Source organism: Catellatospora methionotrophica, assembly GCF_011297335.1.
Classification (GTDB): domain Bacteria; phylum Actinomycetota; class Actinomycetes; order Mycobacteriales; family Micromonosporaceae; genus Catellatospora; species Catellatospora methionotrophica.
In genome coordinates, this window is record NZ_JAAOTJ010000012.1 from 1 (window position 1) to 21,004 (window position 21,004).

16 protein-coding genes and 1 rRNA gene are annotated in these 21,004 nt (G+C 72.9%); 8 read left to right on the forward strand and 9 right to left on the reverse strand.

Going from position 1 to position 21,004, the window contains the following annotated elements:
- The first annotated feature begins 8 nt into the window (after positions 1-8).
- Positions 9-125, forward strand: a 5S ribosomal RNA gene (gene rrf, locus HAV40_RS24160).
- Between the two features lie 189 nt (positions 126-314).
- Here rrf and ligA read toward each other — a convergent pair.
- On the reverse strand, positions 315-2,459 hold the full coding sequence (gene ligA / locus HAV40_RS24165) for an NAD-dependent DNA ligase LigA (protein ID WP_166384987.1): 2,145 nt from the start codon (positions 2,457-2,459) through the stop codon (positions 315-317).
- Positions 2,460-2,642: 183 nt separating this feature from the next.
- Here ligA and HAV40_RS24170 point away from each other — a divergent pair, with 183 nt between their 5' ends.
- From HAV40_RS24170 to HAV40_RS24180, 3 genes are all read left to right on the forward strand, one after another.
- Positions 2,643-4,376: a PQQ-dependent sugar dehydrogenase gene (locus tag HAV40_RS24170; RefSeq protein WP_166384989.1), complete on the forward strand. Its 1,734-nt coding sequence runs from the start codon at positions 2,643-2,645 to the stop codon at positions 4,374-4,376.
- 43 nt (positions 4,377-4,419) lie between these two features.
- A complete protein-coding gene (locus HAV40_RS24175) occupies positions 4,420-5,568 on the forward strand; it encodes an NAD(P)/FAD-dependent oxidoreductase (RefSeq protein WP_166384991.1) in 1,149 nt (382 codons plus the stop codon).
- A 129-nt stretch (positions 5,569-5,697) separates the two neighbouring features.
- On the forward strand, positions 5,698-8,436 hold the full coding sequence (locus HAV40_RS24180) for an AfsR/SARP family transcriptional regulator (RefSeq protein ID WP_166384993.1): 2,739 nt from the start codon (positions 5,698-5,700) through the stop codon (positions 8,434-8,436).
- Here HAV40_RS24180 and HAV40_RS24185 read toward each other — a convergent pair.
- Together HAV40_RS24185 and HAV40_RS24190 are read right to left on the reverse strand one after the other, a co-directional pair.
- On the reverse strand, positions 8,423-8,875 hold the full coding sequence (locus tag HAV40_RS24185; protein ID WP_166384995.1) for a hypothetical protein: 453 nt from the start codon (positions 8,873-8,875) through the stop codon (positions 8,423-8,425). The two genes, HAV40_RS24180 and HAV40_RS24185, sit on opposite strands and share 14 nt — an antisense overlap.
- An 87-nt stretch (positions 8,876-8,962) precedes the next feature.
- Positions 8,963-9,694 carry a serine/threonine-protein kinase gene (locus HAV40_RS24190; RefSeq protein ID WP_166384997.1) on the reverse strand — a complete coding sequence of 244 codons (732 nt, stop codon included), beginning with the start codon at positions 9,692-9,694 and terminating at the stop codon, positions 8,963-8,965.
- Positions 9,695-9,985: 291 nt separating this feature from the next.
- Here HAV40_RS24190 and HAV40_RS24195 point away from each other — a divergent pair, with 291 nt between their 5' ends.
- Positions 9,986-11,143: a glycoside hydrolase family 12 protein gene (locus HAV40_RS24195; protein ID WP_166384999.1), complete on the forward strand. Its 1,158-nt coding sequence runs from the start codon at positions 9,986-9,988 to the stop codon at positions 11,141-11,143.
- Between the two features lie 262 nt (positions 11,144-11,405).
- Entirely contained in the window at positions 11,406-12,035 is a 630-nt protein-coding gene (locus tag HAV40_RS24200; protein ID WP_166385001.1) for a hypothetical protein, read from the forward strand.
- Here HAV40_RS24200 and HAV40_RS24205 read toward each other — a convergent pair.
- Positions 12,032-12,598, reverse strand: coding sequence for a TetR/AcrR family transcriptional regulator (locus HAV40_RS24205; protein WP_166385003.1), 567 nt, complete (start codon positions 12,596-12,598; stop codon positions 12,032-12,034). The genes HAV40_RS24200 and HAV40_RS24205 overlap by 4 nt on opposite strands.
- Before the next feature lie 106 nt (positions 12,599-12,704).
- Between HAV40_RS24205 and mddA the strand changes: the two genes are divergently transcribed.
- Both mddA and HAV40_RS24215 read left to right on the forward strand, forming a co-directional pair.
- The gene (gene mddA / locus HAV40_RS24210; protein ID WP_166385005.1) at positions 12,705-13,457 is read left to right on the forward strand and encodes a methanethiol S-methyltransferase; all 753 of its coding nucleotides are present in this window, start codon (positions 12,705-12,707) and stop codon (positions 13,455-13,457) included.
- Positions 13,458-13,459: 2 nt separating this feature from the next.
- A complete protein-coding gene (locus tag HAV40_RS24215) occupies positions 13,460-15,607 on the forward strand; it encodes an alpha/beta hydrolase (RefSeq protein WP_166385007.1) in 2,148 nt (715 codons plus the stop codon).
- A 4-nt stretch (positions 15,608-15,611) separates the two neighbouring features.
- Here the strand turns inward: HAV40_RS24215 and HAV40_RS24220 are convergent, their stop codons facing one another.
- The 5 genes from HAV40_RS24220 to HAV40_RS24240 form a co-directional block, all read right to left on the reverse strand.
- Positions 15,612-16,085: a DUF5709 domain-containing protein gene (locus HAV40_RS24220; protein ID WP_166385009.1), complete on the reverse strand. Its 474-nt coding sequence runs from the start codon at positions 16,083-16,085 to the stop codon at positions 15,612-15,614.
- A 78-nt stretch (positions 16,086-16,163) separates the two neighbouring features.
- Positions 16,164-18,170 (reverse strand): phage holin family protein, encoded by a 2,007-nt coding sequence (locus tag HAV40_RS24225; protein WP_239085730.1) that lies wholly within the window; start codon positions 18,168-18,170, stop codon positions 16,164-16,166.
- Positions 18,158-18,916 carry an MBL fold metallo-hydrolase gene (locus HAV40_RS24230; RefSeq protein ID WP_203670963.1) on the reverse strand — a complete coding sequence of 253 codons (759 nt, stop codon included), beginning with the start codon at positions 18,914-18,916 and terminating at the stop codon, positions 18,158-18,160. The genes HAV40_RS24225 and HAV40_RS24230 overlap by 13 nt, the downstream gene beginning before the upstream one ends.
- 142 nt (positions 18,917-19,058) lie before the next feature.
- Positions 19,059-20,507, reverse strand: coding sequence for a phytoene desaturase family protein (locus tag HAV40_RS24235; RefSeq protein ID WP_166385013.1), 1,449 nt, complete (start codon positions 20,505-20,507; stop codon positions 19,059-19,061).
- 80 nt (positions 20,508-20,587) lie between these two features.
- Entirely contained in the window at positions 20,588-20,857 is a 270-nt protein-coding gene (locus HAV40_RS24240) for a dsRBD fold-containing protein (protein WP_166385015.1), read from the reverse strand.
- Between the last annotated feature and the right edge of the window lie 147 nt (positions 20,858-21,004).

Below are 21,004 nucleotides of genomic sequence, written 5' to 3' on the forward strand. Positions count from 1 at the left end.
GATAGAGTTACGGCGGTCATGGCGGAGGGGAAACGCCCGGTAACATTCCGAACCCGGAAGCTAAGCCCTCCAGCGCCGATGGTACTGCAACGGGGACGTTGTGGGAGAGTAGGACACCGCCGGACAATATTCGCAGTTCAGGGCCCGACCAGCGATGGTCGGGCCCTGACGCGTATCACCACTTCCCCTATTCGGGCCCCCTATGCGGGGCCCTTTTTCGTGCCCGCGCAACGGCGATGATCGCTGTTTCGGGTCAGAAGGTGGGGTCCGGACCCAGGTTTTGACCCGAAACAGCGATCAAGGCAGGTGGACGGTCATGCGGCGGGCTGGGTCACGCGCGCGACGGTGTGGAGGATGGTCGTGGCGGTGTCGTGGTCGCCGGTGCGGTGCGCGGTGAGCAGCTGGGCGAACTTGTCGGCGTCGAGGATCGGCAGCCCGAGATCGGCGGCCTTGGTGGCCTTGGAGCCGGCGCCGTCGCCGACGACGACGAAGTCGGTCTTCGCCGACACCGAGCCCGAGGACTTGCCGCCCAGTTCCTCGACAGCCTCGTTGCCCTGGTTGCGGGTCAGGCCAGGCACGGAACCGGTGACCACCACGGTCATCGGTGTCCCGTCCGGGCGGCGCAGCGGCAACCCCGAGCCTGCCGCGCTGTCGGGTGCGGCGTTCACGGCCGGGCCGGTGGGTTCGGTCATGTTGACGCCGTGCCCGGCGAGCTTGGCGATCAGCGGTGCGACCTCGGCGAGTTCGGCGATGATGACGGCGGCCCGTTCGCTGCCGATGCCGTCGACCTGCTCCCATTCGGCCGGGGTCGCGGCGAGGATCGCGTCCATGGTGCCGAAGTGGCGGGCGATGCGGCGCGACAGGGTGCGGCCGGTCATGCGGATGCCGAGGCCGGTCAGCACCCGGGACAGCGGCCGGGCCTTGGTCGCGGCGATGCTGCCGACGAGGTTCGTCGCCGACACGGTGCCGAGCCGGTCCATCGCGGCCAGGGTGGGCACGTCGAGGGCGTACAGGTCGGCGGCGTCGGTGATGTGGCCGGTCGCGAGCAGCGCGTCGAGGATCTTCTCGCCGAGCCCTTCGATGTCCATCGCGTCGCGGCTGGTGTAGTACAGCAGGGTGGCCTTCTCGCCGCAGGCGCGGCCGCGGGCGCAGCGCCACCGCAGGTTGCCGCGGTCGATGTCGCCGCCGCAGCGCGGGCACTGCACGGGAGGGCTGTACGGCTCGGCGTCGACGGGCCGGGCCTCGTGCACGGCACCGGTGATCTCCGGGATGACGTCGCCGGCGCGGCGCACGTGCACCGTGTCACCGGCCCGGACGTCGCGCCGCTCCAGGTCGGTGAAGTTGTGCAGGGTCGCGGAGGTGACCACGACACCGCCGACCTGGACCGGTTCGAGAACGGCGACGGGGGTGATGACGCCGGTGCGCCCGACCTGCACGTCGATGCGGAGCAGCTTCGTGGTGCGGGTGTCGGCGGGGAACTTGTAGGCGGTGCCCCAGCGCGGCGCGCGGGTCGAGAAACCGGCCTTGGCCTGGTCGGCGGTGAGGTCGGCTTTGACGACGACGCCGTCGATGCCGAAGCCGAGCTCGCCACGGCGGGCCCCGAGGGCGGCGACGGCGGCGGTGACCTCGTCGATGTCGGTGCACACGGTGAGCCCGGCGGACGACTGGGCGGTGGTGGCCACGCCGAGGGTGCCCAGGTAGGCGATCGAAGCGGAGTGGCTGTGGGCGTGCTCGTCGGGCAGTCCGTGGGCGGCGTACGCCATGAAGGACAGCGGGACGTCATAGACCCGCTGGGCCCGCAGTGATCCGGCGGCTGCCGAGCGCGGGTTGGCGAACACCGGCTCACCGTGCGCGAGCCGCAGGTCGCAGCCCTTGGCGAAGTCGGCGTCGGTCATGTAGACCTCGCCGCGCACCTCGATGGTCACCGGCGCGGACAGCCGTGCGGGCAGGCCGGCGACGAGGCGGGCCTGGCTGGTGACGTCCTCGCCGGTGTGGCCGTCGCCGCGGGTGGCGATCAGCACGAGCCTGCCCTCGGCATACCGGGCGGCGATGGCCAGGCCGTCGATCTTCGGTTCGACGGAGTAGCTGGTCGCGGGGTGACCGAGGGCCTTGTCGAGCTTGGCCGCCCAGTCGTGCAGGCCTTCGCTGTTGAAGACGTTGCCGATGCTGAGCATGGGGGTGCTGTGCTCGATGTCGCCGCCGGGGGTGCCGACGACGGCGGTCGGGGAGTCGGCGACCCGCCAGGCGGGGTGTTCGCGCTCGCTGGCCGTGATCCGGGCGTACAGCGCGTCGTAGTCGGCGTCGTCGATGCTCTGCTCACCGGCGTAGTACGCGGCAGCGGCGCGGCGGGCCTGCGCGACGGCCGCCTCGTAGTCGTCGCGGCTGGTGTGTGGCAGGGCGCGGGCCGGGTCGACGATCGGGGCGGTCGCGGTGCCGTCGGTGGTGCGGTCGTCGGACATGGTGCGCGGCTCCTTCTCAACCCCGGTCTGCGGCCCAGCCGGTACGCGAAGGATAGATCCCCGGTGCGACACGGGCGGCCTCCGGCGCTGGTGGGCACGGTGTCCGCGCCCGCAGAGGCGGCCGGTGGCCGCTGCGGCAGACAAGGTCTGGTGCGCGGGGTGTCCGGCTTGTACATTCCGGAAATGACACCCGTCGCTGCGTCGCCGGTCGAGTCGGATTCCGGTGGTTCCAAACTGATCAGCGGGTTGTTGCTGGTCGCGGTCGCCGGTCTGGCGGTGTTGATCGTGCGGTGGCCGGAGCCGCCGCCGGACGTGCAGCCGCCGTCCGCGCCCGCCGAACTGAGCGTCGGCGAGACGACCTGCACGTCGGTCGCGCTGAGCTGGGCCGCGTCGACCGATGACAGGGAAGTGACCGGCTACGACGTGCACCGCGACGGTCAGGTCGTGACCAGCGTCGGCGGCGGCACGCGTTCCGCTGTGCTCTCGGACGTCCCCGCAGGCGCCTGGAGCGTGCAGGTCAAGGCGCGCGACGAGGCAGGAAACGTGTCCACAGCGGGTCCGACCGTATCGGTGACACCGCCCCAGTGCGGCTCGGACGCCAAGGCCCCGAGTGCGCCCAGCGGGGTCAAGGCCACGGCCGACGGCACGACCGTCACCATGACCTGGGACGCCGCGAACGACGACGTGGGGGTCGCGGCGTACGACGTGTTCCGGGACGGGGCGAAGGTCGGCTCCGTCGACGGCGGCGGGGGCCCGCAGTTCACCTTCGTCGACCTCGGGGTGCCCGCGTCGGCCAGGCACCGCTACCAGGTCAGCGCCCGGGACGGGCAGGGAAACGGGTCGTCGCGCAGCGCCGGGGTCGAGGTCACCGCGGGTGCGGTCTGTACGGTGCTGTGCGCGGTCACCCCGGTCGCCGAGGACACCGGGGTCGTGTCGGGCCTGGCGGTGCTGCCCGACGGCTCGGTGCTCTACGGCAGGCGTGACACCTTCGAGGTCGTCCGGCTCGATCCGGGCACCGGCCAGGCCACGCCGCTGGGCACGATGCCGGGAGCGGCGGGCACCGGCGGCGACGGGGGCCTGCTGAGTCTCGCGGTCGCGTCGACGTTCGCCAGGGACCGCTGGCTGTACGTGTTCTACTCGACGGCGGCCGACAACCGGGTCGTGCGGCTGCGGCTGCGCGGCGACGAACTGGACGGCGCGTCGATGCAGTCGCTGGTCGTCGGCATCCCGCGGGGGAAGGTGCACAACGGCGGGCGGTTGCGGTTCGGGCGCGACGGCAGGCTGTACGCGGCGACCGGTGACGCGGGCAATCCGCGCCTGGCCCAGGACCAGCGCAGCCTCGGGGGCAAGGTGCTGCGGTTCAATCCGGACGGCACGGTCCCGGCGGGCAATCCGTTCGGCGGCTACATCTGGAGCCTCGGCCACCGCAGCCCGCAGGGGCTGGCCTTCGACGCGCGGGGCCGGTTGTGGGTGCAGGAGTCCGGGGACGGTCTCACGGATGAGACGAACCTCGTCGTGAAGGGCGGCAACTACGGCTGGCCCGCGTGCGAGGGCACCGAGTCACGGTCCACCGGCGGTTGCGAGACGCCGGGTTTCGTCGCGCCGCGGCTCGGGTTCGCCGCCGCCGAGGGTGGCTGTGGTGGCATGGCGTTCGTGCGGGACGTCGTCTACCTGGCGTGCGCGGGCAGCTCGCGACTGTACCGGGCCGACCTCGACGGCGACGGCCTGGCCAACGCGCAGCCGATGCTGGTCGGCGCGTACGGGCGGCTGTTCACGGTCGAGCCCGGTGCCGCGGCACGCTGTGGCTGGTCGGCGGTGCCGGCACCGGCACGCGTTTCCTGCGCGTCACGCTGCCCCCGGCAGGCTGACCGGCCGCCGATGTGGTGGAGGTGTGGAGACCGCAGGCGGATCGCGTGAAGAGACCGGTCCGCGCGGGTTTCGATACCTAGCTTCTCTAGGTATGCAGACTGTGGACGTACTGGTCGTCGGCGCGGGTCTGGCGGGGCTGCACACGGCCCGCCTGCTCGCCCGACGTGAACTGACCGTGCTGGTGGTCGACCGCCGCAGGTCGCTGTCGGCGGGCATCCGCACGACCGGGATCTTCGTGCGCCGTACCCTCGAGGATTTCGACCTGCCGGACCACCTGCTCGGCCCCGGTGTACGCGATGTGCTGCTGTATCCGCCGTCGCGGCGCGCCCCGATCCGGCTGAGCAGCGACCGCGACGAGTACCGGGTCGCCGACATGCCCGGCGTCTACGAGCACGCGCGGCAGTCGGCGCAGGCGGCCGGGGCGCGCGTCCTGCTGGGCGTGCGGTACGACGGCTCGACGGGGGGCGTGGTGCGGCTCGAAGGCGCGGAACCGGTGCGGGCCCGGTTCATCGTCGGCGCCGATGGGGCGCGCTCGCGGGTCGCCCGTGACCTGGGGCTGGACGTCAACCGGCGGCTCATCGTCGGCGCGGAACTGGTGCACCCGATCGCGTCGGGTACCACCGTCCCGGCTTTCCACTGCGTGCTGGACCCGCGCGTCGCCCCCGGTTATCTGGGCTGGGTCATCGACGACGGCCAGCACGCCCACGTCGGCGTCGCCGGATACGCCGACGCGATGCGCACCGGGGTACGCCACCTGCTGGACGAGTTCGCCGCCGACGCCCCCGGCCGCACCGCCCCGACCGGCCCGGTCGAGCGGCGCGGCGGCCCGATCCCGGTCGGCGGCGTGCTGCGGCGGCTGGCGTGCCCGTCCGGGCTGCTCGTCGGGGACGCGGCGGGTGCGGTGTCGCCGCTGACCGCGGGCGGGCTCGACCCGTGTCTGCGGATGTCGGAACTGGCCGCGTCGGTCGCGGCGGGTTACCTGCGCACCGGCGACGAACACCAGCTGCGCCGCTACGACGGCGGCGCGCTGCGCAGCCGGTTCCGGGGGCGGCTGCTGCTGCGCCGCGTGCTCGCCGGAGTCCGGTCGCCTGCCGCGGCGGAGGTCGCGGTCGCCGCGCTGCGGCTCGGCGCGGGCCGGGCAGCGGCCGCGCGGGTGCTGTTCGGTGACGGCTCGTTTCCCGACGCGGAGCCGCGGCTCGGCCACCGGGCGGCGGGGCGTGCCGTGCGCAGCGCCGGCTAGCGGGTGCCACCTGGAGCCGATGACCGGAGAACGCGAAAGCGCCCCTTTCTGACATCACGCGGCGGGCGATTGCCGCCTGTTCTTCCCCTATGGTGGGTTGCTGCCGCAGGGGGACAGGAGGTCGCGCGCATGCAGGTGAGGCTGCTGGGCTCGGTGGAGGTCGTCGCCGGTGGTGTGGTGCGGCCGGTGCCGGGGCTGCGCCGCAAGGCCGTGCTGGCGATGCTGGGCCTGCACCCGGGGCAGATCGTCAGCAGCGACCGGCTCATCGACGCGGTATGGGAGCAGGACACACCCGCCACCGCGCTCAACACGCTGCAACGGCACGTCTCCTACCTGCGCGAGCTGCTCGGGGCCAAGGACACGATCGTGGGCAAGGCGTCGGGCTACGTGCTCGACCTCGGTGGCGAGGCGACCGACGTGCTCGCCGCCGAGCGGCTCATCGCCTCGGCGCGGCAGGCCCCGGATCCGGCCCGCCGCGCCGAGTGCCTGCGCGCCGCGCTCGCACTGTGGCGGGGCAGCCCGCTGACCGGCGTCACCGCGCTGGGCTGGTTCGCCGAGCAGGCCGCCCACCTGGACGACCTGGCGCACGAGGCGACGCGGTCACTGGCCGAGGCCAGGCTCGCGCTCGGCGAGCACCAGGAGCTGATCGCGGGCCTGGACCAGCTCGTCGCCGCCCGGCCGTTCGACGAGGACCTCTACCGGCTGCTGATGACCGCGCTGTACCGGTCGGGCCGGCAGGCCGCCGCGCTGGAGCGGTTCCAGCAGCTCAAGCAGGTGCTCGCCGACGAGCTCGGCATCGATCCCGGCCAGCCGCTGCGGGAACTGGAGACGGCGATCCTGCGCCAGGACCCGGCGCTGGACGCCCCGGCGCGGATCACGGCCACGGCGGCGACCCCGGTGCCCGCGCAGCTGCCGCTGGTCACCAGGGCGTTCGCGCCGCGCGTACGGGAACTGGCCCGCCTCGACGCGATGCTCGCCGACAGCCGCGCCGCCGCCGCGATGCTGATCACGGTCGTGTCGGGCACGGCGGGCGCGGGCAAGACCTCGCTCGCCGTGCACTGGTCCCACCAGGTGCGCCGCCACTTCCCGGACGGCCAGCTCTACGTCGACCTGCGCGGGTTCGGCAGTGGCGCACTGGCCGACCCGCCCGCGGTGCTGCGGCGTTTCCTCGACGCGTACGGGGTGCCGGGGCATCGCATCCCTGCCGGGCTCGACGAGCTGGCCGCGCTCTACCGCAGCGTGCTGGCCGACCGGCGGGTGCTGGTGGTGCTCGACAACGCCCGCGACGCCGAGCAGGTGCGCCCGCTGCTGCCCGGTTCGCCGGGCTGCGCCGTCGTGGTCACCAGCCGCAACAAGCTCACCGAACTGGTCGCCTTCGAAGGCGCGCAACCGGTCACGCTGGGGCTGCTCACCGACGAGGAGGCCCGCGACCTGCTGGCGCGGCGCATCGGCGCGGACCGCACGGCTGCCGAGAGCGCGGCGGTGCGCGACATCATCACGCTGTGCGCGCGGCTGCCGCTGGCGCTGGCCCTGGCCGCGGCGAGCTGCGTGACCCGGCCCGAACTGGCGGTGGGTGAGGTGACCAGCCAGCTGCGCGGGGAGGCGGGGCCGTTCGACGCGCTGCAGAGCGTGTTCTCCTGGTCCTACCGTGCCGTCGGGCCTGCCGCGGCGCGGCTGTTCCGCCTGCTGGGCCTGCATCCGGGACCGGACTTCACCGAGCCCGTGGCCGCGAGCCTGACCGGCGCGCCGCCGGCCGCGGTCCGGCCGCTGCTGGCCGAGCTCATCGGGGCGAACCTGTTGCAGGAGACGGTTCCGGGCCGGTACAGCTTCCATGACCTGCTGTGGGCGTACGCCCGCGACCGGGCGGACAGCGACGAGGGCGCCGCCGCGCTCGGCGCCGCCGACCGGCGGCTGCGCGACCACTACCTGCACACCGCGGTCCGCGCGGCGATGCTGCTCACCCCGGCCCGGCAGCCGGTCAGCGGACTGGGTCCGCCGGAGGACGGCGTCGTCGTCGCCGCGCCCGGCGACCGCGACGCGGCCGTGGCCTGGTTCCATGACGAGCGGGCGGCACTGGCGGCCCTGGTGGGCCGGGCGGCCGAGGGCGGCCACGACACGCACGTGTGGCAGCTGGCCTGGGCCGCGCAGGACTTTCTCGACCGCTGGGGGCACTGGGACGAGCAGGTGGCCAACCAGCTCCTGGCGACCCGGGCGGCCGGGCGGCTCGGGCTGCCCGCCGCCCAGGGCCACGCGCACATCAGCGCCTCCACGACGTACGCCCGGCTGGGTGACCACGAGCGGGCGCAGGCGCACCTGCAGCAGGCTCTCGAACTGTTCGCGGGACTGGGTGACTTCGCCGGTCAGGCCAAGGTGCAGTACCAGCTCGGCTGGCTGTGCAACCGGCAGGGGCGGCACGGCGAGGCGGTGCGCCACGCCCGCCAGGCCCTGCGGCTGTACCGGGCGGCCGGGCAGCCGATGATGGCGGCCCGCACGCTGAACTCGCTGGGCTGGGGCTACGCCCTGGCCGGTGACTTCGTACGGGCCAGGCCGCGCTGCGAACTGGCGCTGGCCCAGATGCGCCGCCTCGGCGACCTGGCGTTCCAGGCCGGGACCTCCGACAGCCTCGGCTACATCCACCACCACCTCGGCAACCACGACCTGGCCATCACGCACTACCTGCGTGCCCTGGAGCTGTACCGGGGGCACGACGACCGCTACTACGAGGCCGACACCCTCGACCACCTCGGGGACGCCCACCGGGCAGCGGGCGACCCGGCCGCCGCCCGGTCCGCGTGGGCGCGGGCGGTGGAGCTGTTCGAGCAGCTCGGTCACGCCGACGCGGGCCGGGTCCGGCTCAAGCTGGCTTAGTGACCAGGCGTGGTCGTGGCATCGGCTGCTCGTTGGCGACGCTGGTGCCGCAGTCGGTCAGGTCCTCGTCGCACGTCAGCTCGACAGCGTGCATGTCGATCAGGCAGACGTAGGTGAGGTTGCCCCGCAGGTATCCGCCACCGGAGCGGGTGCAGCTCTCTTCGAGGGGCAGCAGGTCACCGGCGGGACGGAAGCCGCAGCGTGTCTCCAGGCAGTCGAACTCGCCGTCGACCAGGCCGCAGCCGTAGCGGTACGGCGGTCGCGGGTCCTGGTGGAAGCCGCCCTGCAACTCCGCGCACACCGCGGCCAGAATCTTGGGTTCGATCCCCCCGGCAGGCGGGTCCTCACCGGCGACGGCCGCGCGGGGCGCGACGGCGACGACGGCGGCGACCAGCACCGCGACGGCTGACAGGCGCAGCATCCTGCTGAGGTGGGCCACGATCGCTGTTCTCCTTCACACGGAACGGATTTGCCCCACCCTGACACCCCGTCCTGAAACGGCGCTGATGCGCGTGCGCCGCCGCGGTCAGCGCAGGCGTTCCACGGTGACCGGGATCAGGCCCTGGCCGCGGGCTTCGGTGCGCAGGCGGCACAGTAGCGGGGCGAGAGTGTGCGCGGAGGTGTCGTCGGGGCGGTCGGTGGCCAGGTCGACGGCCCAGGCGAGGTCGACGCCGATGCGGCGCAGCGTCCAGGTCACCGTCTGCCCGTCCAGAGTGCGCCGGGTGCGCCCGGCTATCCGCTGCGCGGCGTCGTCGGAGCGGTCGAACGGCTGCATCCGCCACCCGCTGCGCAGCGCGGCCAGCCCGGGTTCGGCCAGCTCGCCCGCGAGCAGCACCCGGTAGATGCGACGGTCGGCGGTGGCCTGCGCGGGCACCAGGTTCAGCGGCGCGGCCGCGGGCAGGTCCAGCCGGTCCAGGAAGTGGCGGCGCAGCTGCGGTTCGGCGAGCAGGTCACCGCCGCCCAGCAGCCGGTACGCGGTCTGCGCGCCGGCCCGGCCGACGGGGGTGACCCTGGCCCGCAGCCGGGCGTCCTCGCGCAGGCCCCGGCTGAACGCGGCGGCGCTCCACCACGTGCCACCCGCCGTCCAACCCGCACTGTCCAGCGCGGACGTGGTGCCGTCGGCGCGCAGAACGAACTCCTCGACGACGATGCCCTCCGGTGGCAGGGCGCGCTCGCGGGCCCGGAGATTGGGAAACACCAGGTAGTAGTCGAGCTGTTCGGCGACATCGACGGCGGTGGGATGTCTGGCGCGGCTCATGGCTCGATGGTGCCGCCGCACCCCGTCAGCAGACGGGTTGACACGCCGTGGGCGAAGTGTCGGATATCGATGATTGACCGGCGGGTCGGGGTCACGTCGGTCGATGCCGTCTTGCGGGCGCAGGTTGACCGCGCCGACGGGAGCGCTTAAGTTTGTTAATACGATAAACTTAAATGCGTCGCCTCGGTAAGCCATCCCAGGTCGCAGCGGTCCGGGCCAAGGCCGCACGTGGTGCCAGCGCGCCGACCGGTCGGACATCCCGGCGACCGACTCCAGAAGGGTCAACCCGTCATGCGCAGAGGCACCTCCGCCGCCGCGGCCGTCGCGGCGGCCGTCCTGACCGCCGTCGGCACCGGCGTCGTCACGGCACTCCCCTCGTACGCGGCCACCGGCTGCCGCGTCACGTACACCGTCGCCAACCAGTGGCCGGGCGGCTTCGGCGCGTCCGTCGCCGTCACCAACCTCGGCGACCCGATCAGCAGCTGGACGCTCGTCTGGTCCTACGCGGGCGGCCAGCAGGTGACCCAGTACTGGAGCACCGCGCTGACCCAGAGCGGATCCCAGGTCACCGCCCGCAACGTGTCCTACAACGGCTCGCTGGCCACCGGCGCCAGCACCTCGTTCGGCTTCAACGGATCGTTCACCAGCAGCAACCCGGCACCGGCGAGCTTCACCCTCAACGGCGTCGCCTGCACCGGCGGCGTCTCCCACTCGCCGACCCCGACCCGGACGGCCGGGCCGTCCCCGTCGCCGTCGCGTTCGGTGACGCCGTCGCCGAGCAGCGGCACCCCGGGCGTGCCGTCCGACGCGGTGTGGAGCGCGTCCGGCCAGTGGGACACCTGGGTCAACAACGGCTACACCGTGTACAACAACATCTGGGGCTCCGGGGCCGGTTCGCAGACGGTGTGGGCCCGCTCCGGCACCAACTGGGGAGTCATCGCCAACCATCCGCGCACGTCGGGCGTGAAGTCCTACCCGCACACGGTCAAGGGCTCGGTCAACCGCACGGTCAGCTCGCTGTCGTCGATGACCAGCTCGTTCAACGTGAGCGTGCCCGGCAGTGGCGACTACTCCACGACATACGACATCTGGGCCAACAACTGGGCCTACGAGGTCATGCTGTGGCTGAACTGGAGCGGCGCGGTCGGGCCGATCGCGGACCAGTACGACGCCGACGGCGCGGTGCCCGCGTTCCGCAACGTCAGCCTGGGCGGGCACACCTGGAACATCTACCGGGGCTCCAACGGGGCCAACGCGGTGTTCTCGTTCCTGCGTACCAGCAACACCAACTCCGGCACCATCGACCTGCGCGCGATCATGAACTGGCTGCGCACCCAGGGCTGGTGGGGCGACGTGACCGTCGGCGAGGCCCAGTTCGGCTTCGAGATCAGCGGAACCGCCGGATCGTCGGCGTTCACGGACAACAGCTTCTCCATCGCGTGGAGCTGACGGCCTGACGGGTGTCCGTCCGCTCCCACCGGACGGACACCCCCTCCGTCCTGGTGAGTACCCCGCCCTGCCTGGGTGCCGAGCCGCCGATGATCGTCGTTTCTGGTCATGATCTGCGGTCACACGCCACTTTCTGACCCGAAACAGCGATCTCCCCAGGCGCGCGGGCCACGCGGACGCGCCCGGCGGTGGTGGCGTCGGCGGAGCGTGAGACGGCTCGCACGGTCTTGTGGTCGGGGACGCACTTGGTGATGCTGGCCTGATGCAACCGCCTTCCGGCCGTCGTGATCGGACCGCGCTGGTCATCGTCGGCGTCGTGCTGCTGGTCGTGGTCGTCCTCGTGGTCTGCCTGGTCGGCGGTGCGGCGGCGTACTTCGGGCTGCGCAGCGGGCCTGCCGTCGCCTCGCCGAGCGTGTCGCCGGTGGCGGCGGCCCCCTCGATCCCGCCGCCCCCGCCGCCGAGCGCGGCCCCGGCCGACTGCCTGATCGGCGACTGGCGCGAGACGTCGTACACGGTCAAGTGGGAGATCTACGGCAACCGGGTCCAGTTCACTGGCTCGGGAACGCTGATGCGCATCAAGGCCGACGGCACGATGAGCACCGTCGACAAGACGACCCGGCGCGGCGCGTACCAGGGCGACCGGTACGAGATGATCCACAGCGGCACGACGTCGCTGCACTACGTGGCCGACGACAAGACGATCAACTACAGCAGTCCCGTCACCACCGGCACGACCGTCCTGAAGGTCAACGGCCGCCAGCGCGCCAGCCAGAGGCTCGAAGCCACGATCACACCCGAGACCTACCACTGCAAGGGCGACGAGCTGCGCCTGTTCGGCGCGGCCTACTCCAGCGAGTGGCAGCGCATCCTCCCACCGGGCGAGCCTGTCTAGGCTGTGGCCGACGAGGTCTCCCAGGTGCGGATGAGGTCGCCGACGCGGCGCAGGGCGGTGCGTACGCGCTGGGTCCAGCCGTCGTCGCCGAGCAGGATCATCGCCTCGCCGCCGAGGAACGAGGTGCCGACCAGGACGGCGATGTCGGCGGCGGTGAACGGGCCGAGGGAGCCGATCCGGGTCTCGGCCTCGCGGGCGACCTCTTCGAGCAGGGTCAGCCAGCCCTGCAGCATGGCGAGCACCGCCTGCGCCACCTTGGCGTCGGACCAGCCCGCGGCGATCATCTCCTGCAGCACGCGTACGTAGCCCGAGGCCAGGTCGTCGTCGAGGAAGTCGCAGGCCTGCTCGTAGCGCCGCCACAGGGGTTCGGAGGCGGCGTACATCTGCCGCTGCCGGTCGACCAGCCGCGCGTTCTCGTGGTCGAGCAGGGCCAGGACCATGCCCTGCCTGCCGCCGAAGTGGTAGTGGATCTGGCTGAGGGAGACGCCGGCCTGGTCGGCCACCTTGCGGGTGGACAGGTTCGCGTAGCCCTCGGCGAGCAGACATGACCGGGCCGATTCCATGATCTTCAACGATGCGCTGGTCAATCGATACCCCTTGTTCGGTCGGTCGACCGAATGTTAGCGTACCGCAGATTCGGTCGGTCGACCGAACGAAGGGGAGGATCCCATGCTCCGGCGGATTCTGGCAGTCGGCTACGGCGTGCTCGCCTATGCCGCGTTTCTCGCCGCGATCGTGTACACGATCGGTTTCCTGGCGAACTTCGCCGTGCCCAAGGGCGTCGACGACGGTGTCACCGGCACCGTCTGGCTCGCGGTGGCGATCGACGCCGGGCTGCTGGGCCTCTTCGCCGTGCAGCACAGCGTGATGGCGCGGCCGTGGTTCAAGCGGTGGTGGACCCGCTTCGTGCCCGCGGCGGTCGAGCGCAGCACGTTCGTGCTGCTGTCCAGTCTGGCCGTCGGTTTGCTGCTGTGGCAGTGGCGGCCGCTGACCGCGCAGATGTGGTCGGTCGAGGCGATGTGGCTGCGGACGCTGCTGTGGACGGTGTGCGGGCTCGGCTGGGGGCTGCTCGTGCTGAGCACGTTCGTCATCGGGCACTTCGACCTGTTCGGGCTGCGCCAGGTGCTGGCCCGCGCCCGCGACACCGCGTACGCCGAGCCCGGTTTCCGGCAGCCGCTGCTCTACCGGATCGTCCGCCACCCGATCATGGTCGGCTTCATCGTCGCGTTCTGGGCGACCCCGGACATGACCGCCGGGCACCTGCTGTTCGCGGCGGCCGGGACGGGATACATCCTGATCGGGGTGCGGTTCGAGGAGCATGACCTGCGTAGGAGCCTGGGGGAGCCGTACGAGCGCTATGCCCGGCAGGTGCCGGGGTTCATCCCGCGGGTGCGCGCGGCCGCGGAGCGGGCGGAGGTCTGAGGATGCGGGCCCGGGAGGCGGACGCGGACGGGTTCGTCGAGCACGACGGGGTGCGGATCCACTACGAGGTGTACGGCGACGGCGAGGTCACCCTGCTGCTCATGCCGACCTGGACCGTCATCGACAAACGGTTCTGGAAGGCGCAGGTGCCCTACCTGTCCCGCCACCACCGGGTCGTGGTCTACGACGGACCCGGCAACGGCCGCTCCGACCGCCCGCTCGATCCGGCCGCCTACGGGCAGGACCCTCAGGTGGCGTACGCCCTGAAGGTCCTCGACGCCACCGGGACCGCCCGTGCGGTCCCGGTGGCGCTGTCCATGGCCGCGAACTGGGCCCTCGGGCTCGCCGCCGAGCATCCCGACCGCGTCCACGGCACCGTCCTGATCGGCCCGACGGTGCCGATCGCGAGCCCGCCCGACTCGCCCCGAGCCGCCTTCAACAGGGTCGACGGACCTGCCCCGGCGATCGCCCCGTCCCGGGTGCCGGTGCTCGGCGAGGACCCGGCCGAGGGCTGGCTCAAGTACAACCGCGAGTACTGGAAGCAGGACTACGACGACTTCCTGTGGTTCTTCTTCGGCCAGTGCTTCCCGGAACCGCACTCCACCAAGCAGATCGAGGACGCCGTCGGCTGGGGCAGGCAGACCGCGCCGGAGGTGCTGATCGCCAAGAGCCACGTGCCCTGGCCGGACAACCGCACCCTCACCGGCTGGTGCGAGCGCATCAAGAGCCCGCTGCTGCTGATCCACGGCGACGACGACCGGATCAGCCCGGTGCACCGCAGCCGGGTGTTGGCCGAACTGACCGGCGCCGAGCTGGTGACCGTTGCGGGCGCGGGCCACATTCCGCTGGCCCGCGACCCGGTGCAGGTCAACCTGCTGCTGCACCGGTTCGCGTCGCGGTTTAGGGTCCCGGCGTCGCAGCGGCGGACCTGGTCGCGGTTCGGGCACCGGCGCAAACGGGTGCTGTATCTCAGCTCGCCGATCGGGCTGGGCCACGCCCGCCGTGACGTGGCCATCGCCGAGCAGCTGCGGCTGCGCCACCCGGACGTGCGGATCGACTGGCTCGCCCAGCATCCGGTGACGCGGGTGCTGGAGCAGGCCGGGGAGCGGGTGCATCCGGCGAGCCGGTGGCTGGCCAACGAGTCCGCGCACATCGAGAGCGAGGCGGGCGAGCACGACCTGCACTGCTTCGAGGCGCTGCGGCGGATGGACGAGGTGCTGGTCGCGAACTTCATGGTGTTCCACGACGTGGTCCGCGAGACCGACTACGACCTGGTGGTCGGGGACGAGGCATGGGACGTCGACCATTTCCTGCACGAGAACCCGGAGCTGAAGCGGTTCGCGTACGCGTGGTTCACCGACTTCGTCGGGTTTCTGCCGATGCCCGACGGCGGGCCGCGCGAGGCCATGGTGGCGGCGGACTACAACGCGGAGATGATCGAGCACATCGCGCGGTATCCGAGGATCAGGGACCGGGCCGTGTTCGTGGGCGACCCCGACGACGTCGTCGACGAGCGGTTCGGCCCGGATCTGCCGATGATCCGGGAATGGACGCGCGAGCACTACGACTTCGCCGGCTACGTCACCGGGTTCGATCCGGGCACGGTCGCCGATCGGGCGGCGCTGCGTGCCGAGCTCGGTTACCGGCCCGACGAGCGGGTGTGCGTGGTCACCGTCGGCGGGTCCGGGGTGGGCCACCACCTCCTGCGCCGGGTCGCCGACGCCCATCGCGAGGCGGCCAGGCTGGTGCCGGGGCTGCGGATGCTGGTGGTCACCGGCCCGCGCATCGACCCGTCGGCGGTCGCGGCCGCCGACGGGCTCGACGTGCGGGCGTACGTGCCGGATCTGCACCGGCACCTGGCAGCGAGTGACCTGGCGGTCGTCCAGGGCGGACTCACCACGTGCATGGAACTGACCGCCGCCCGCCGCCCGTTCATCTACGTGCCGCTGCGGCACCACTTCGAGCAGAACTTCCATGTGGCGCACCGGCTGCGGCGTCACGGGGCCGGGCTGCGGCTCGACTACGACGACCTGACGCCGGAGACCCTCGCCCACGCGATCGCCGCCGAGATCGGACGGGAGGTCGACTACCGGCCGGTGCACGGCGACGGCGCGGCCCGCGCCGCGGGCATGCTGGCGGAGCTGCTGTGAGGACTCAGTCCAGGGGTCCGTCGCCAGGTCCGTCGGGGTCGTCGACGACGTGCATCGCGGCCTCCTCGGCGCTCGCGCCGCCGCCGTCGATGCCCACGTCCCACGCGACCGAGTCGGCCTGCTCGTCCTCGCCGAAACCCTGGTCGTCGGCGACCAGGCGGCCCGCGCGGGGCTCGCGCTCGTAGCCGCGCCGGATCAGCTCGTCCTCGTCGGGGTCGGCGGTCTCCGCGTACGGGTCGATGTCGGGCTCCTCCTCGGCGAGGTGCTGCTCCAGCGACTCCCCGGCCAGGGCCTCCGCCGCCGTGGTGCCGAAGCGGTTGGCCCCGGACCAGTGGTCGGCGGCCACCACGCCCGTGTCGAGCGGATCGGCGACCCGGTCGTCGTCGAGGGTGTCCGAGGCGTCCAGCACGCCCTCGTCCTCGATGGCGTCCCACTGCTCGATGCCGTCGATGTCGTCCTGCCCGCTGTCCTGGCTCATGGCTCCTCCCGGCTCCACTCGGTGCGGCCGGTCAAAGGCCAGCATAACCCGGCGCATACCCGCAATAAGGGCTCGTATTCACAGCCGCTGCCGCTGGCCGAGATCCTTCAGCCAGCGGACGAGCTGCCGGTGGACCGCATCAGCCCCGTCAAGGGGCGGGGCGGCCGTCCAGGCGGCCGGGTGGATCAGCACCGGGCGGGTCTGCCAGCCGCCCAGCCCGCCGTGGCAGCCGACCAGCTCCTCGAACGCGGCCACCTCGCCGGTCGCGGGGTCGAGCAGGCTGTTGAGCACGATGTCGCCGACGTGCGGCAGCGTGTCGTGGCGGCGCAGGTCGGCGGCGGCGTGCGGGCCGAACGCGGCCAGCGGATCGGCGCCGTCGACCCGCCCGTCGGCAAGATGGCGCACCCCGTCGCGGCCGAGGACGACCGCGCCGCGCGCTCGTGACCGGACCATGGCGAACCCGACGCCCGGGTGGCTGACCAGCCCGGTGAGCAGGTTCGGATGCCGGGCCTCGATCTCCTCCAGGGTCAGGCGGCCGGGTTCGCGGGCGAGATACACCATGCCCAGGTTGCCGGACGCGACCACGACCAGGTCCGTGCCCGCGGCAGGGGCGGGTTCGTCGCGGCCGCGCAGCACGCTGCCGGTCAGCCTGCCGACGAGCCGCCGCTCGCCGCTCACCTCGGCGAGCAGGGCACTGACCCGGCCCCACTGCTCGGCGTCGCCGGCCGTGACCAGCTCCGTGTCCTCGGGCGAAATCAGCCGCCTGACCAGCGCCTCCAGCGTCATCCCGTAGCGCTGCAGGAACGTCGCGCCCTGGCTCTGCCCGTGGTCGGACAGGACCACGAGATGGTACGGGCGCGGCGCGGCGGCCGCGAGCTTCTCCAGCGTGCCCAGCACCCAGTCGATGCCGTCCAGCGAGGCCAGCGACTCGGCCCGGGTCGGCCCCGCGTGATGGGCGATCTCGTCGTAGTCGACGAAGTCGCAGTAGACCGACGGCGCGCCCCGCATCATGTGCTCGGCGGCCAGGTTCAGGTTCAGGTCGCGCAGCAGCACATTGGTCACCCCGCGCAGGGCAACGTACGACGCGGCCCGGTGCACCCGGGGCTCGATGTCGCGGGCCCGCTGCCGCCGGGCCTGGAACACCTCCTTGACCATCTCCCCGCAGGTCAGCACCAGCGAGCGGGTCAGCCCGAACGGGTCGACGAGGTACGCGCTGACCTCGCGGGTCGGGCCGCGCCGGGCGCCCTTGCGGCTCACCGTGCTCATCGTCAGCAGGCTGGTCGGCGCATCGCCGGAGAAGACGTTGGACAGGCTCACCCCGCCGTCGGCGAGCAGGCCCCGGCCGTCGGTGAAGCCCTGCTCGACGTACTCGGCGTCCTTGGGGTGGTTGGTGACGACGAGGCGGCCGGTCTCCTTCTCCAGCCAGCGGAAGGCGGGCACGTGCGCGCTGGCCCCGTGCAGCAGCCCGGCCTGGCTGGCCGGGGTCGTGGCGGGCAGTTGGGCGTGCCATTCGGCCAGGACGTGGCTGCCCGACCGGATCCAGCGGGTCAGCGTCGGCAGGTTGCCCGCCTGGATCGCCCAGCGGGCCAGCGGGGCCGACAGGCCGTCGATCTGGATCATCACGACGCCGGGGACCGCGCTGGGCACGGCCTCGCGGCGGGTCTTGCTCGTGGTCCGCAGCAGATGCGCCAGCACCGCTGAGTCGTCGCCGGCGGTGACCACCCACATGCCCGCACTGACCAGGACGGAGTAGATCCACGACGCCCAGAACGCGGGCCAGAAGCCGTTCACCTGGATGTGCGGGGCCAGGGACAGGGCCAGGTAGACCAGCACGGCTTGGATCGCCAGCCAGCCCGCCACCACCCCGGCCCAGCCCAGCCGCGCCGCGAACGCGGCCAGCGTCGGCCGTAGCACCGCGGCGGCGAGCGCGAGCAGCACCGCCGCCGCCAGCACGTCCCAGCCGGTGCTCGCGGACAGTCCCGGCGTGACGGCGATCGCGATGCTCAGCGCCGCCCAGTCCAGCAGCAGGACCGGCAGCACCGTACGCAGCCGGGTGCCCGCGCGGCGCAGGCTCAGTTCTGCCACGTCATGCCACGGCCCGGGGCCAGCAGCCGCACCTCGGTGGGCAGTTCGCGGTCGGCGACGGCGTGGGCGAAGGCGCGGGCGGGTTCGTGCATCCGGTCGCGGTAGAAGGGTTGCAGCCCCAGGGGGAGCAGGGTGCCCCAGTGCACGGGCACGGCGTGGCGCGGCCGCAGCAGGGCGACGGCGTCGGCTGCCCGCTGCGGGTTGAGGTGTCCGGGCCCGAGGCTCGGACCCCAGCCCGCCACCGGGATCAGGGCCAGGTCGAGATCGGGACACAGGCCGCGCATCCCTGCGTACAGGTCGGTGTCGCCCGCGAAGTAGACGGCGGTGTCCGCGGACTCGATGAGGTAACCGACCGCGGCGGTCCGGGGCCCGAACGGCTCCCGCTTGCCGTCGTGCGCGGCCGGGGTCGCGGTGATCGTCACCGTGTCGTACGTGTGGGACTCGCCGACCCGCAGCGTGACGATCTGCTGGAAGCCGTGCCGCCGCAGGAAGTCGTAGGCCCCGTCCGGCGCGACGATCCGCACGTTCGGGTCGAGCAGCGCCAGCGAGGCCAGGTCACAGTGATCGTGGTGCAGGTGGGACAGGACGACGACGTCGACGTCGGCGTGGTCGCCCGGCGCCACCGGGGCGGCGACCCGGCGCAGGAACATCAGCCGCCTGCGCAGCATCGGATCGGTGAGCACCCGGACGCCGCCGAGGTCGAGCAGCACCGTCGAATGGCCGAGGAACACCAGCGATGACGTCACGTGGGGTCCTTCCGGCAGGCGACACGTGCCCTTCGAATGTCGCACCGTCCACGCCGTGCCGTGCCGGAAACCCCGCATTGCCGCCTACGAAGCCGCCAGGGCCTACTCCAGCACCAGCAGGCAGGCCCGTGCCCGGCCCAGCTCAGTACTCCCCGGCCGGGATCCGCACTCCGAAGACCCTGCGCAGCGCGACCCGGGCGGCGTGGAAGCCGCACATGCCGTGCACACCGGGTCCGGGCGGCGTGGACGCCGAGCACAGAAACACGGCCGGGTCCGGGGTGGCGTAGGGGACCGGTGCGAAGGTCGGCCGGAACAGCAGCCGCAGACCGTCGCAGCGGCCGCCGGCGATGTCGCCGCCGAGGTAGTTCGGGTTGCGTCGGGCCACCTCGGGCGGCCCGGCGACGGCACGGGCGAGCACCAGGTCGGCGAAGCCGGGCGCGAACCGTTCCAGCTGGGCCTCGATCGCGTGGGTGAGGTTGCCGGTCCAGCCGTTGGGGACCTGGGCGTACACCCAGAACACGTGCGCGCCGTCCGGGGCCCGGGTGGGGTCGCACACGCTGGGCTGCGCCGTGATCAGGAACGGCGGGTCCGGCGCGCCGCCGCGGTGCACGGTCCGCAGCGCGGCGGCGATGTCGGTGTCGTACGGGCCGACGTGCACCGTGCCCGCCCGGCGGCAGGCCGGTGACGTCCACGGGACCGGCCCCGACAGCGCATAATCGATCTTGTACACGGCCGGGCCGGGCCGCGCGCGCAGCAGCCGGTCGCGGTAACGCCGCGGCAGCCGGGAACCCGCCAGCACGGCGAGGTGCTGCGGCGCGACGTCGAGCAGATAAGCCCGTGCTCGCGGCAGCTCGTCGAGACTGGTCACGGGATGCCCGGTGTAGATGCGCCCGCCCAGCTCCCGCAAATAGGAGGCCAGCGCGTCGGCGACGGCCTGCGACCCGCCGCGCGGCAGTGGCCAGCCGACGGCGTGCGCGGCCAGCGCGAACAGCAGTGCGACGCCGCCGGTGGCGGGTGTGTCCAGCGGCGAGGTCGTGTGCGCGGCCATCCCGGCCAGCAGCGCCCGCCCGCGCGCACCCGCCAGGCGGCGCAGCAGGACCGCGGCGGGCAGCGCGGCGGTCGCGCCGAACCGGGCCAGCAGCAGCGGATGGCGGGGCAGCACGCCCAGCGGCGGGCGCAGCACGTCGGGCGCCAGCTCGTCCCAGCGGTCCAGGAACGGTCTGACCAGCCGCCGGTATGGCTCGGCGTCGATCGTCAGCGAGGCGGCCGTCTGTGCCACGGAACGGGCCAGCGTCGCCGCGGTGCCGTCCGGCAGCGGGTGCGCCAGCGCGATGTCCGGATGCAGCCAGCGCAGGCCGTGCTCCGCCAGCGGCCAGGACCGGAACACCGGTGAACCCGCGCCCAGCGGGTGCACGGCGGAGCACGGGTCATGCCGGAAGCCCGGCAGGGTCAGTTCCTCGGTGCGCGCCCCGCCACCGACGGTCTGCGCCGCCTCGTAGACGCTGACCCGCAGACCGGCCTGGGCCAGGGTCACCGCGGCGGCGAGCCCGTTGGGCCCGGCGCCCACCACGACCGCATCGACGTCGTCCACATCGCCACCAGCCGTCCTGTGCTCGGAGCATCAGGTGCGTACCCCGATGCGGAGCCGGTCACACGTGCGGCCGGGGATGCTCAGGGCTGCGGCGGCGGGTTCGCGCCGAACTTCTCCAGGACCTGCCCGGCGTCAGTCTGCAGCGCGCTGGCGAGTTCGACCAGGGCCCGCGCGGCCGCGAGGTCGTCGCCGACCCGGGCCAGGTCCAGGTCGCGGGGGTGGCGGTGGGCCGTGCCCGTGGCCTCCAGCACCGCTCCGTCGCGGCGCAGCCGGGCCACCGCGTACGTGCTGCGCTCCTCGCTGTCCTCTTCGATGTCCAGCTCGATGATCCAGCGCGTCCTGTTCGCCATCCTCCACCTCCGGGTGCGCCTTTCATTCTGCCTCGCGGGCGCGTGCCGGCACGCGCCCGCAGGTCCCGCACGATCGTGCGGGACCTGCGGGCGCCCGGGTCAGGCCGTCACATGGGCGGCGGCGGCACGGGCGGGATGGGTGACGGG

Excerpts from the sequence above, each read along its gene's own strand:
- HAV40_RS24190 (WP_166384997.1), bottom strand. The coding sequence starts at position 9,694 with ATGAGCCGCGCCAGACATCCCACCGCCGTCGATGTCGCCGAACAGCTC.
- HAV40_RS24195 (WP_166384999.1), top strand. The coding sequence starts at position 9,986 with ATGCGCAGAGGCACCTCCGCCGCCGCGGCCGTCGCGGCGGCCGTCCTG.
- mddA (WP_166385005.1), top strand. The coding sequence starts at position 12,705 with ATGCTCCGGCGGATTCTGGCAGTCGGCTACGGCGTGCTCGCCTATGCC.
- HAV40_RS24200 (WP_166385001.1), top strand. The coding sequence starts at position 11,406 with ATGCAACCGCCTTCCGGCCGTCGTGATCGGACCGCGCTGGTCATCGTC.
- HAV40_RS24240 (WP_166385015.1), bottom strand. The coding sequence starts at position 20,857 with ATGGCGAACAGGACGCGCTGGATCATCGAGCTGGACATCGAAGAGGAC.
- HAV40_RS24220 (WP_166385009.1), bottom strand. The coding sequence starts at position 16,085 with ATGAGCCAGGACAGCGGGCAGGACGACATCGACGGCATCGAGCAGTGG.
- HAV40_RS24170 (WP_166384989.1), top strand. The coding sequence starts at position 2,643 with ATGACACCCGTCGCTGCGTCGCCGGTCGAGTCGGATTCCGGTGGTTCC.
- HAV40_RS24215 (WP_166385007.1), top strand. The coding sequence starts at position 13,460 with ATGCGGGCCCGGGAGGCGGACGCGGACGGGTTCGTCGAGCACGACGGG.
- HAV40_RS24175 (WP_166384991.1), top strand. The coding sequence starts at position 4,420 with ATGCAGACTGTGGACGTACTGGTCGTCGGCGCGGGTCTGGCGGGGCTG.
- HAV40_RS24180 (WP_166384993.1), top strand. The coding sequence starts at position 5,698 with ATGCAGGTGAGGCTGCTGGGCTCGGTGGAGGTCGTCGCCGGTGGTGTG.
- HAV40_RS24205 (WP_166385003.1), bottom strand. The coding sequence starts at position 12,598 with ATGGAATCGGCCCGGTCATGTCTGCTCGCCGAGGGCTACGCGAACCTG.
- ligA (WP_166384987.1), bottom strand. The coding sequence starts at position 2,459 with ATGTCCGACGACCGCACCACCGACGGCACCGCGACCGCCCCGATCGTC.